Source organism: Rhizobium sp. CNPSo 3670, assembly GCF_057784555.1.
Genome location: NZ_JBXSOL010000022.1, coordinates 17,319 through 29,063 on the forward strand (window position 1 = coordinate 17,319; position 11,745 = coordinate 29,063).

An 11,745-nucleotide genomic window follows, 5' to 3' on the forward strand; every position below is an offset into this window, starting at 1 on the left:
TCATTCTCCGGCAAGCGTTTTCGCAGCGTCGGCGACCGGCATGTAGAGGTCGCCGCCATCGCGATACCTGGCGGCCATGGCTTCCAGTCCTTCTTTCTGCGCCTCGGCGCGAATATCGTGGGAAATGCGCATGGAACAGAATTTCGGGCCGCACATCGAACAGAAATGCGCCACCTTGTGGGCCTCCTTCGGCAGGGTCTCGTCATGGAAGGAACGCGCCGTATCCGGGTCGAGGGAGAGGTTGAACTGGTCTTCCCAGCGGAATTCGAACCGCGCCCGCGACAGCGCATCGTCACGGATGCGGGCAGCCGGATGGCCCTTGGCGAGGTCGGCGGCATGCGCGGCAATCTTGTAGGTGATGACACCGGTCTTGACGTCGGTGCGGTCGGGCAGGCCCAGATGCTCCTTCGGCGTGACGTAGCAGAGCATGGCCGTGCCGAACCAGCCGATCATCGCGGCTCCGATGCCGGAGGTGATGTGATCATAGCCCGGCGCAATGTCGGTGGTCAGCGGTCCGAGCGTATAGAAGGGAGCCTCGCCGCAGACCCTGAGCTGCTTGTCCATATTCTCCTTGATCTTGTGCATCGGCACGTGGCCAGGACCTTCGATCATCACCTGGCAATCCCTGGCCCAGGCAATCTTGGTCAGTTCGCCGAGGGTTTCGAGCTCGGCAAATTGCGCAGCGTCATTGGCATCGGCGATCGAGCCGGGGCGAAGGCCGTCTCCAAGCGAGAAGGAGACGTCATAGGCACGGCAGATGTCGCAGATTTCCTCGAAATGCTCGTAGAGGAAGCTCTCCTTGTGGTGATGCAGACACCACTTGGCCATGATCGAGCCGCCGCGTGAGACGATCCCGGTGACACGATTGACGGTGAGCGGGATATAGGCAAGCCGCACGCCCGCATGGATGGTGAAATAATCGACGCCCTGCTCGGCCTGTTCGATCAGCGTATCGCGATAGACTTCCCAGGTGAGATCCTCTGCAATGCCGTTCACCTTTTCAAGCGCCTGGTAGAGAGGCACCGTTCCGATCGGAACCGGCGAATTGCGAATGATCCATTCGCGGATGTTGTGAATGTTGCGGCCGGTGGAGAGGTCCATCACCGTGTCGGCGCCCCAGCGGATCGCCCAGACCATCTTTTCCACTTCTTCCGCCATCGACGAGGTGACGGCCGAGTTGCCGATATTGGCGTTGATCTTCACCAGGAAATTCCGGCCGATGATCATCGGTTCGGTTTCCGGGTGGTTGATGTTGGCCGGAATGATCGCGCGGCCCGCCGCGACCTCCCGCCGCACGAATTCGGCCGTCACGAAATCGGGAATATCAGCGCCAAAGCTCTCGCCGTCGCGCCCGAGCGCCTCCTTCGCGGCCTGCCGGCCGAGGTTTTCGCGGATGGCGATGAACTCCATTTCCGGCGTGATGATGCCGGCACGCGCATAGGCGAGCTGGGTTACGGCGCGGCCCGCTTTTGCCTTCAGCGGCGTGTTGCGAATAGGGAATTCCGGCGTCAGCCGCTCGCCGGTGACAAAACCATTATCTTCAGGCTTCACCACCCGGCCTACATAGGCTTCGACATCGCCGCGCGCTCTGATCCAGTTCTCGCGCAGACGCGGCAGCCCGGCGTCGATCGAGACCGTATGTGCCGGGTCGGTATAGGGACCGGAGGAATCATAGACCGTTACCGGCGGTTCACCGGAGGTCGGGTGAAGGCTGATTTCGCGCATCGGCACGCGCAGATCAGGATATAGCGTTCCGGGCTTGGCGATCTTGGTCGAGGCCGGAAGCGGGCCGGTGGTGACGACCGGAGTAAGCTTGGGTGCGACGATATTCATGGGTGAGGCTCCAAGGTTTGACGTTTGGAGACCCAGTTCCAGTGTTGGAATGATGGAAAGACGCCTCATGCGACAAAGCGAAATCCGCCCGACAGCCGCAGCGTCTGCACCGTCCCTACGCCAGTATGAACTGGATCAGGTTCAACGGGTCACTGCGCCACAACAGGCAAAGCCGTATTGTTCAGCAGAATCTCAGCCCCTTGCCGGGACACCCCTGGTGAATGCCCTGCATCAAAGACCGCTGCGGCCCTGATGTCAAGCCGACCCTCACGCGTTCCCATCCGTACCTTTTGAGTCGGCGGCCAGTCCGATAGAGCAGCATTGATTGTGGATGGGCCAGCTCCGCCGGCCCATTTCACTCGCCAGGACGCTGCCGTCCATGCTCTGAATATTCGTGGCATGGTCTCATGTTTTGCTGACGGCGATAACGTTTATTTGTTAGACCGCGCCTGCTGGATCACTCTATCGCAACACCTTGCATTCATGGCCTTTCGTTTCGTCCACACTGCCGATCTCCATCTCGACTCTCCCTTGCGCTCTCTCGCACTTCGCAACGCAGAGCTGGCCGAGCTTGTCAGTGACGCCAGCCGGCAGACGCTGGTCGCGATCGTCGATCTTTGCCTTGAGGAGCAGGTCGACGCGCTTGTCATCGCCGGCGATCTCTATGACGGGGAGCAGACGTCGATGAAGACGGCGCGCTTCCTGGCGAGTCAGCTGGAGCGGCTGCACCGGGCGGGCATTTTCGTCTTCAAGATCCGCGGCAATCACGATGCCATGTCGAAGATCGCTCGGGAACTGGTGATGCCTGATACGGTGAAGATCTTCGGCGGCCATGCCGAGACCGTCGAGACCACCAAGGGCAGCTTGTCGGTCGCAATCCACGGTCTGAGCTTCGCCAAGCCGCAAGCCCCGGACCCGCTGCTGCCGAAATTCAAGCCGCCGGTAGCGGATGCCGTCAATATCGGCATCATGCATACGAGCCTGGCCGGATCGGCCGGACATGATGTCTATGCGCCCTGCAACGTGCTCGACCTGCATGGCTCGGGTTTCGACTACTGGGCGCTCGGGCATCTCCACCAGCGCAGCCATTATCCCGGCACGGCGACGGTCATCATGCCCGGCATGCCGCAGGGCCGCGACATCAATGAAGCGGGCGTCAAGACCGTGTCGCTGGTGACCGTGGCCGACGACCGGACCGTGACGGTCGAGGAGCGGCGTACCAGCATCGCGCAGTTCGAGCGCGTCAATGTCGACCTCACGGGTGTCGATGATTGGCGTGAGGCAGCCATGATGGTCGAGACGGCCCTGATGGCGCAGCGCGACCGCACGGCTTCGCTGCATCTTGTCGCACGCCTCAGGCTTTCCGGCCTCACGCCGCTCTCCTGGCAGCTGCGGCGCGATGTCGACCTCATGCAGGCCGAAGCCGAGCGGCGCACCGACGCGATCGGCCGCACCTGGATCGAGAAGCTGGAACTCGCCTTCGAAGCGCCCTCGATCCCCGCAGACGCGTCCGCCGCCGATCCCGTCGTCGAACTCGGGGCGCTGATGCGGGACGAGGTCATCACCCGCAGCGGATTTCGCGACGAGGTCAGGGAGATGGTCCGGGACCTGCTTGCCGACCTGCCGCCCGAGAGCCGGGCATTTGCCGGCCAGAACGAGGCGGGTTTTGAACGCTTCATCGACAGCCTTCTCGCCGATGGCGCCGAGGATATCGCCGCCCGGATGAAGGCGGTGGATCGGGGAGACAGCTGATGCGTCTGCGCCGCCTCGACCTCACCCGCTATGGCAAGTTCACCGATCACTCCATCGATTTCGGCGCGGCCCCTCAAGGTTCGCCGGACTTGCACATCGTTTATGGCCTGAACGAAGCGGGCAAGTCGACCACCTTCGCCGCCTATCTTGATCTGCTCTACGGCATTGGTGAGCGCAGCACCTATAATTTCCTGCATCCCTACAATACGATGAAGGTCGGTGCGCGGCTGGAATTTGGTGGTTCGGAATACGAGCTCGCCCGGCTCAAGCTGCGGACCGGCAGCCTCGTCGATGATCGGGGACAAGCTGTGAACGAGGCGCTCCTGGCCGGCGCGCTTGGCGGCGTCGGTCGCGAGGCCTATCGCACCATGTTCTCGCTCGACGATCAGTCGCTCAAGGAAGGCGGCAACGCCATCATACAAAGCAAGGGCGAACTCGGCGAATTGCTGTTCTCGGCCAGCTCAGGCCTGGCAGGCCTGAGCCGTTCGCTGGTGACCGCAGCCGACGAAGCCAACGCGATCTACAAGAAGCGGTCGTCGAGCACCAGGCTCGCGGAACTCAAGCGTTCGCTCGAAGCGCTCAAGGCCGAGCGCAATGCCATCGACACGCTTGCCTCCACCTATTCGGCCCTGAAATCGACTTATGAGCAGGCCGACGCTGCCTATGGCAAAACCACGCGGGAACTGGCCGAGGCCAAGACCCGGCATCAGGAGCTGACGCGCCTTCTCGGCGCCCTACCCGCGGCCCTCGAGCTCCGGCGGCTGGATGCAGATGTAGCCGCCATGAGCGATCTGCCGCGGCCGCCGTCCGAATGGTTCGCGCTCCTGCCGCAGCTTTCGCGCGACGAGACGCGGCTGCAGGCGCTTGTCGAGACCGCCGACCGCACGCTGCGCCAGCTTGCGGATGAGATCGAGGCGATCGCGATCGACGACAAGGCGCTGGCAGTCACCGCGCATATGGACCTGCTGGATCAGGGTCGGGCGCGCTATCTTGCGGCAGAGAGCGATCTGCCGAAGCGCCGGCTGGCGCTGGCCGAACAGGAGGGTGAGTTGGTCCGACTGCTGGCCGATCTCGAAAAGCCGGGCCATGCGAAACCCGAGGCGCTGCTGCTTCCCGCTTCGCTGATCGGCATCATCCGCGATCTTATCGAACGGCGTTCCGGCGTCGAGGCGAAACTGGCAGCCGCTGATCGGGAACTGTTGCGAGCGCGGGAGAATCTCGAAAGGCTGAACAGGGAAGGCGGCTCGCGGCATGGATCTGGGCTCCTTGATCCTGCGCGTTTCGGCCGCATCGAGATCGCCCTGAGCCGGCTGGCGGGATCTGATCTCCCCTTGCGGCTTACCATGGAAGAACGGACACTTGTCCAGGCGAAGCGAACGCAGGAGAACCAGTTTGAACAGCTCGGACCCTGGAGCGGCAACGCCGTCGCTCTGCAGCGGACGGCCGCGGCAGAGCCTCGACAGATCGAAGCCTGGCGTGGCCAAGCGACTGCTATCGACAAGCGGATTGGCGATCACGAGGGAAGGCTGCGCGATCTCGGCACCGAACAGGCGCTGACCAAAGCCCGAATCGCGGCCTTCGTCGCCGGCGGTTCGATCGACGATACCGAGGCCGCGCGGCTGCGCGATGAACGCGATGCCGCCTGGCAGGCGCATCTCACCAGTCTGAATGCCGCCACGGCTCGGATTTTCGAGGAGCGGATGCGGCAGGACGACGCGGTATCCGCCGGCCGGCTGTCGCGGGCGCAGGAACTGGCCGAGCTGCGCCAACTCCGCCAGGCGGAAGCGGCAACGGCAGCAATGATCGAGCGGCAAAGGGAACTGCTTGGCGAAGCGCGCGCCGAACATGATGCGCTTGCCGAGCGCATCGGTGATCTGCTGCCTGAAAACATCGAATATGACGCCGAAGCCGCGGCGCGCGTGGCTGCACTCGACACTTGGAGCACCAAGCGAGCCGCGGCGCTGGCCGCCTGGGACGATCTGCAGCACGCAGAAGACACGATGCACGCGCTTCGCATCGAACTGGATAGGCATGCCGCAACGCTTGCGGAGAGCCTTGCAGAAGCCGGTCTTGATGACGCAGACCAGCGACCGGTCGCCGAGCTGATGCAGGCTGCAAATGATATACTCGCCGCCAGCAGAGCCGAGCGGGCGGCGCGGCAGGCGCACGAAAAGGCGGTCGGTGACCTCAGCCACGATCTCAGGGAACGACAGCGCGACCAGCAGGAGGCGGAAGCCGCCATGGCGGCCTGGGAGCGGGAATGGGCGGAGGCGCTGTCGCGATCCTGGTTTGCCGACAAAGCCGGTTCGATGGCGGCCGTCCGAGCAATGCTGAATGCGCTCGCTGCACTGCCCTCCATCCTGAAGGAAAGAGATGACCTCGCAACTCGTGTTGCCGCGATGGAGCGCGACCAGCAGCAATTTCGCGAGCATATCGCCGGTCTTCTCAGAGACTGCGGTCTCAGCCAGCCGGCCGTGGATACGCTCGCGTCCGCAAACGCGCTTGTGGAACGTCATGAGGCGGCACGGCATGCGGCTCAGCTTCGGGCAGACCGGCAGGCGGATCTCGAAAGACAATTGGAAAAACGGCGTGCGCTGGAGGAGGAACTGGCCGTTCACAATGCCCGCAAGGACGAATTGACCGGCTATTTCGCCGCAGACTCGCTTGCTTCGGTGGAAGTATTGCTGAACCAGTCCCGAGAGCGGGACCGGCTGGAAGAGCGGGTCGCCACCTTACGCCGCCAGATCACCGAGGCATTGCGCGCTGCGAGTTTTTCCGAAGCCGAACGGCGCCTTGACGGTGTCGACGCCGCTGCGGTCGAGCGCGACGCCATGGAGCTTGGCGCCCGGATCGAGGATCTCACCGAGCGTGCGAAGCTTCTCTATTCCGACGTGTCGCTGGCGCGGCAGAAGCTCGAGGCCGTCGGCGGAGACGACGCCGTGGCCCGGATCGAGGCCAAGCGCCGAACCATTTTCCTTGAAATCGAGGAACTGGCCGTGCGGCATCTGGCGCTGCGCGCCGGCATGCTCGCGGCCGAACAGGCACTGCATATCTATCGCGAAAAACATCGCAGCTCGATGATGAACCGCGCATCGGAGGCCTTTCGCCTGATCACCGGCGGCAATTATTCCGGCCTGACGACCCAGCCCGATCGGGATAAGGAGATATTGATCGGCGTGTCGCGCGACGGTGGTTCGAAGCTTGCGGACGCGATGTCGACCGGCACTCAGTTCCAGCTCTACCTCGCGCTGCGGCTGGCAGGTTACGAGGAATTCGCAGCGTTTCGCCGGCCGGTACCCTTCGTCGCTGACGACATCATGGAGAGCTTCGACAATCCCCGCTCCGAAGAGGTTTTCCGCCTGCTCGGCGAAATGGCAAAGGTCGGACAGGTTATCTACCTTACCCACCATTGGCATCTCTGCGAAATCGCGCGAGACGTCGTTCCGAACGTGACCATACATCAACTGCCGTGACACGGCGCAAAGAAACGGGCGCCACTTCTGCGTTTCGGCAGGGAGATCAATCTTGCCACGGATCCAGCACGATAATGCCCATGCCTTCGAAATCCCGGACATTGCGGGTAACGACGGTCAGGCCGTGAACCAGGGCGGTCGCGGCAACCAAGGCATCGGCTTCATTGCGCCGGTCTGGAACATGCAGATGCGCGCAGCGGGTCGCGACCGCATCGTCGATCGATAGGATACGGTCGGCGAATGCTGGTCGAACCAGATTTTCCAGCCACGCACGCAGACGAGCGCCTTGCGCTGCATCGCGGTGCTGTACGCCGAGTATTCCACGTTCCAATTCCAGGATCGTCATGGCGGAGATGCATAGGCCTGTTGCATCTTGCGCTCCAGCCCATGCGGCCACATTGGCATCGGCCTTGCCGTCTCCGACCTTGCGAAGTTCGGAAACAACATTGGTGTCCAGCAGATATTTCAAGATAGATTGATTCCTCGGGGGGCGATCTCAACACGAGGCAGGTCGAAATCGATATTCGAGAGGCCCGGCATGGAGAGAGCATCGACGAGACTGCGAGGCTTGCCGGTTAGCCGCTCGAATTCGTCATAGGGCATCAACACGTGGGATGGCTTCCCGCGATCCGTGATGATGACCGGACCATTTTGGGCCGCCTTCTTTGCCCTGCTCACGTCGTGATTTAGTTCGCGGCTGGAAAGACGTGTCACGCTCATAATCCACCTCATTCGGAGAATGAAAGGCAAGATCAGCCGACCGTGTCGCGGGAGGAGACGTCAGGTCACGATCACGAATCGATGCGGGGTTACACGAGCGATGTCGGGATATTGGCTTTCCACATCATCTCTGATCTAGTCTCGCTTCTCAGCCGGGCAGCCCAGCCACGAGCTGATGGTATTCGAAACAAGCGAGAGCCGTATTCTCATGACCACTCACCGCTTCATTCCGGCGACTTTTCACAATGTCATCGGCTCTCTTCCGCCCGCCTTGCGTGTCGCTGACGGCGATACCGTGGTCACGGAGACGGTCGACGCCATCGGCTATGACAAGGACGGCATCCGGCGGACGTCCGGTCCCAACCCGATGAACGGCCCGATCTTCGTGGAAGGCGCGGAGCCCGGAGATGCGCTGAAGGTCGAGATCATCAGCATGATCCCGACAAGGAACACTGGTTTTACCCGCAGCATCGTCGCGGCCAATGTCATCGATCCCGAGACGGTTCGCGACCTGCCGCCGCGCGATATGGCGATCTGGGCGATCGACCGCGAAGCATTGACGGTCCGATTGTCCGAGCCGGTCTCCGGCCTCGATAATTTCGTTCTGCCTCTTGCGCCGATGATCGGCTGTTTCGGCGTTGCGCCCAGCCTCGGCCAGGCAATCTCGACGGCGACCAGCGGTGAATATGGCGGCAACATGGATTATCGCCTGTTCGGTCCGGGCACGACCGTTCGATTGCCCGTATCGGCGCCGGGCGCCCTTTTCTTTTTGGGCGACTGCCATGCCGTGCAGGGAGATGGCGAGATCGTCGGCACCGGCGTCGAGACCACTTTCGAAGTCACCGTGCGGCTGACGGTGGAAAAGAAGGCCGGGCTGGTCTGGCCACGCGGAGAAACCGCTGAAGACATCTTCACCATCGGCAATGCCCGGCCCCTCGATCAGGCGCTTCAGCACGCGACGAGCGAAATGTTGAACTGGCTGGCCTCGGATTACGGGCTCAATAGGACGGCGGCCAGCCATCTGCTGGGTCAGGTGGTGCGTTACGACGTCGGCAACGTCTTCGATCCGGCCTATACGATGGCCTGCCGGGTCGCCAAGAAATGGCTGGTTCGCCAACCGTGACGGACCGGCATATGCGTCAGTCGTGCTGCGAGAGGAAACGGGAAACGGTCGCCAGGCAAAGCTGCTTTTCCTCGACATGCGGCATGTGGCTGGAATTCTCGAAGAGCACCCATTCGCAGCCGGGGACGCGTTCGAGATAAGGCCTCACGACAAGGGGCGTCGCCTCGTCATATTTGCCCGAGATCAGCAGCGTCGGTGCCTCGATGCGGTCGAGCCTGTCTTCGATCGTCCAATCCTTCATCGTTCCGATGACGTGGAATTCGGTCGGGCCGTTCATGTTGCGATAGACGGTGTTGTCTTCGTCCATGATGGCGAAGGTCCGCGCCACTTCGGGCGGCCATGGCGCCACGCGGCAGACATGGCGATCATAGAAGACGCGGGAGGCGGCGATATAGTCCGGATCGGCAAGGCTTCCCGCCCGTTCGTGCTTCAGCAGCGTGTCCTGCACTTCGTTCGGCAATTCCTGCCGCAGCCGATTGGCTTCGGCAACCCAAGTGTGCATGTTGGCCGGCGAGTTGGCGATGACAAGCGCCTTCAGGCCCTGCGGCCGGCGCACCGCATGTTCGGCGCCGAGCATGCCGCCCCAGGACTGGCCCAGGAAAGCGTAACGATGCTGGATGCCGAGATGGGCAAGCAGCGCGTCGAGCTCTTCGAGGAAGAGGCCGACCGTCCAGAAATCCGGCCCTTGGTCCGGAAGGCGGGTGGAATTGCCGTTGCCGAGCTGGTCGTAATGGATGACCGGGCGGCCGTCGAGGGCGCTGATTTCCTTGAAGGAATCGACGTAGTCATGCGTGCAGCCGGGCCCTCCGTGCGCAACGACGAGAGGCAGCTTGTCGCCTTCCAGCGAACCGGTGACGCGGTACCAGGTGCGATAATCGCGAAAGGGCAGATAGGCTTCACTTGTTGCGACTTCGGCCACCGACATCTCCATTCCTCGGAAGTTTGGAAACCATAACGCGGCGGCAGCGGCGAAGGCAGCTATCACAAGTTATAGGATGGCAATGATCGGCCATGCTCGTCGAGCAGGCGGTAATGGGTGGCGCGTACGACGGCCTGCGTACGATTGCGGGCGCCGAGTTTTTTGGCCGCGGCGTTGAGATGCATGACCACGGTCGGGACGGAACGGCCGATGATGCGCGAGATTTCCTTGGCGGAATAGCCTTCCGCCGAATGGCGCAGGCATTCGCGCTCCCGCTCGGTCAGGCGGATGCTGCCGACGCTTCGAGCCTTGGTGTCGAAAAGCGAATAGGCGGTCTCATGGAAGACGTGGGCAAGCAGGTTGAAGTCAGCGATAGCACGCAACGTATGCCGTTCGAAATCGCGGTCGCCGCGGAAACGAATGCCGGTGACCGTCGCATAATCGCCTCCCGGCATATGCACCGGCACGGTGACACCGGTCGACATGTCGCGTTCGCGGAGATAGCGCGTCACCGGTGCTGTGTCGTCGCTCATGAAGCGGTTGATCAGCGTGTCGGCATTCGTGTCGTAATTCCAGAAGAACGGCGCGCTGCTGCGCAGCGCCACCTGCTGGACCGGGTCGATGCGGAAATAACCGCGATCGAACCAGTAGTCGTGCATGTCGTCGGCGATGTTGCGGAGCTTCAGCAGCGACGGGATCATGATCGCACCGTCGACGTCGTAGGGCACCGGCGTATAGTCGTAGATCAGAGCCTCGAAGCCCAACTGCTTCATCGCCTCGAAGGCCTGGTCGATCCGGCCGTCCAGCGTTTCATGCGCTGTAAACTGCCGTCTGATCGTTCCGATGTCGTCAAGCATGGGCTGCTCCCGGTTTCGGCGTGGCGCCCTACCCTATCACTTCTTATAGCTGGCACCGAACGCGATTTACGCTAAAAATTAACCACGCCCAAATATTGAGCAAGGGGTATTTTCTGCTGGAGCAATCAATGTGGCGTGAAATACAGCCAGACGCGCGATTTGAGATCGATGTCGGTGGCTATCGCGTGGTTGCCTACAGCTTCGGGACCGGGGACGAGACGGTGTTCTGCCTGAACGGCGGTCCGGGTCTGCCCTGTGATTACCTGCGCGAGGCGCATTCCTGCCTGATCGACAAAGGCTACCGCGTCGTCGCCTTCGACCAGCTCGGCACCGGCGCCTCCGACCGGCCGGACGATCTGTCGCTCTGGACGATCGGCCGCTATGTCGAGGAGACCGAAACGGTGCGCAAGGCGCTCGGGCTCGGAAAGGTCCACATGCTCGGCCATTCCTGGGGCGGGTGGCTGGGGATCGACTATGCGCTGACCTATCCCGAAAACCTCAAGACGCTGATCCTCGAGGATACCGTCGCCGACATGCCGCATCTAATCTCGGAATTGGAACGATTGCGCGCAGCGCTCGGACCCGAAACAGTGTCGATGATGCAGAAGCACGAGGCGCAGGGCACGTACGATCATCCCGAATATCTCGCCGCCATCACTATCCTCAACTACCGCCATGTCTGCCGCCTGGCCGAATGGCCGGCGCCGATACGCCGATCGCTCGACGACTGGAACATGGCGCCTTATGCGACGATGCAGGGCCCGAACGAGTTTCTTTACATCGGCAACCTCAAGAACTGGAACCGCATCCCGGATCTGCCGCGGCTGACGCTGCCCGTGCTGATCACCACGGGAGAGCATGATGAGCTGACGCCGGCCTGCGCGCTCAGGATGAAGCTGGCGCTGCCGAATGCCGAGCTACGGGTGTTCGCCAATGCCAGCCACATGCCCTTCTACGAGAACCCAGCGGACTATTATCCGGCGCTTCTCGATTTCCTCGACCGGCACAAGGCAGCCTGATGCAAATGAAAGCGGCTCAAACCGGACGAAGACAGAGGGGCGAGCGCCG

At 62.2% G+C, this 11,745-nt stretch carries 9 protein-coding genes and 1 riboswitch; of the genes, 4 read left to right on the plus strand and 5 right to left on the minus strand.

Annotated elements, in window-relative coordinates; translation table 11 throughout:
• A complete protein-coding gene (thiC, locus tag AC13QO_RS21470) occupies positions 1-1,833 on the minus strand; it encodes a phosphomethylpyrimidine synthase ThiC (protein ID WP_285192413.1) in 1,833 nt (610 codons plus the stop codon).
• Between the two features lie 94 nt (positions 1,834-1,927).
• A riboswitch (TPP riboswitch) is annotated at positions 1,928-2,059 on the minus strand.
• Positions 2,060-2,316: 257 nt separating this feature from the next.
• Here thiC and AC13QO_RS21475 point away from each other — a divergent pair.
• Both AC13QO_RS21475 and AC13QO_RS21480 read left to right on the plus strand, forming a co-directional pair.
• Entirely contained in the window at positions 2,317-3,585 is a 1,269-nt protein-coding gene (locus AC13QO_RS21475; RefSeq protein ID WP_488541750.1) for a metallophosphoesterase family protein, read from the plus strand.
• On the plus strand, positions 3,585-7,058 hold the full coding sequence (locus AC13QO_RS21480; RefSeq protein ID WP_488541751.1) for an AAA family ATPase: 3,474 nt from the start codon (positions 3,585-3,587) through the stop codon (positions 7,056-7,058). The genes AC13QO_RS21475 and AC13QO_RS21480 overlap by 1 nt, the downstream gene beginning before the upstream one ends.
• Before the next feature lie 46 nt (positions 7,059-7,104).
• Here the strand turns inward: AC13QO_RS21480 and AC13QO_RS21485 are convergent, their stop codons facing one another.
• Positions 7,105-7,527, minus strand: a complete 423-nt coding sequence (locus AC13QO_RS21485; protein WP_488541752.1) for a PIN domain-containing protein — start codon at positions 7,525-7,527, stop codon at positions 7,105-7,107.
• A complete protein-coding gene (locus tag AC13QO_RS21490) occupies positions 7,524-7,778 on the minus strand; it encodes a type II toxin-antitoxin system Phd/YefM family antitoxin (RefSeq protein ID WP_488541753.1) in 255 nt (84 codons plus the stop codon). The genes AC13QO_RS21485 and AC13QO_RS21490 overlap by 4 nt, the downstream gene beginning before the upstream one ends.
• Positions 7,779-7,986: 208 nt before the next feature.
• On the opposite strand from AC13QO_RS21490, the gene AC13QO_RS21495 reads away from it, so the two are divergent.
• The gene (locus AC13QO_RS21495) at positions 7,987-8,901 is read left to right on the plus strand and encodes an acetamidase/formamidase family protein (protein ID WP_488541792.1); all 915 of its coding nucleotides are present in this window, start codon (positions 7,987-7,989) and stop codon (positions 8,899-8,901) included.
• Between the two features lie 16 nt (positions 8,902-8,917).
• Here the strand turns inward: AC13QO_RS21495 and AC13QO_RS21500 are convergent, their stop codons facing one another.
• Together AC13QO_RS21500 and AC13QO_RS21505 are read right to left on the minus strand one after the other, a co-directional pair.
• The gene (locus AC13QO_RS21500; protein WP_488541754.1) at positions 8,918-9,820 is read right to left on the minus strand and encodes a proline iminopeptidase-family hydrolase; all 903 of its coding nucleotides are present in this window, start codon (positions 9,818-9,820) and stop codon (positions 8,918-8,920) included.
• Positions 9,821-9,882: 62 nt separating this feature from the next.
• On the minus strand, positions 9,883-10,677 hold the full coding sequence (locus tag AC13QO_RS21505) for a helix-turn-helix transcriptional regulator (protein ID WP_488541755.1): 795 nt from the start codon (positions 10,675-10,677) through the stop codon (positions 9,883-9,885).
• Positions 10,678-10,805: 128 nt separating this feature from the next.
• On the opposite strand from AC13QO_RS21505, the gene AC13QO_RS21510 reads away from it, so the two are divergent.
• Complete coding sequence (locus AC13QO_RS21510; RefSeq protein ID WP_488541756.1) at positions 10,806-11,696, plus strand: proline iminopeptidase-family hydrolase; 891 nt, start codon at positions 10,806-10,808, stop codon at positions 11,694-11,696.
• Positions 11,697-11,745: the final 49 nt, after the last annotated feature.

Coding starts and splice junctions, on each gene's coding strand:
- thiC (WP_285192413.1), bottom strand. CDS start 1,833: ATGAATATCGTCGCACCCAAGCTTACTCCGGTCGTCACCACCGGCCCG.
- AC13QO_RS21475 (WP_488541750.1), top strand. CDS start 2,317: ATGGCCTTTCGTTTCGTCCACACTGCCGATCTCCATCTCGACTCTCCC.
- AC13QO_RS21480 (WP_488541751.1), top strand. CDS start 3,585: ATGCGTCTGCGCCGCCTCGACCTCACCCGCTATGGCAAGTTCACCGAT.
- AC13QO_RS21490 (WP_488541753.1), bottom strand. CDS start 7,778: ATGAGCGTGACACGTCTTTCCAGCCGCGAACTAAATCACGACGTGAGC.
- AC13QO_RS21495 (WP_488541792.1), top strand. CDS start 7,987: ATGACCACTCACCGCTTCATTCCGGCGACTTTTCACAATGTCATCGGC.
- AC13QO_RS21505 (WP_488541755.1), bottom strand. CDS start 10,677: ATGCTTGACGACATCGGAACGATCAGACGGCAGTTTACAGCGCATGAA.
- AC13QO_RS21510 (WP_488541756.1), top strand. CDS start 10,806: ATGTGGCGTGAAATACAGCCAGACGCGCGATTTGAGATCGATGTCGGT.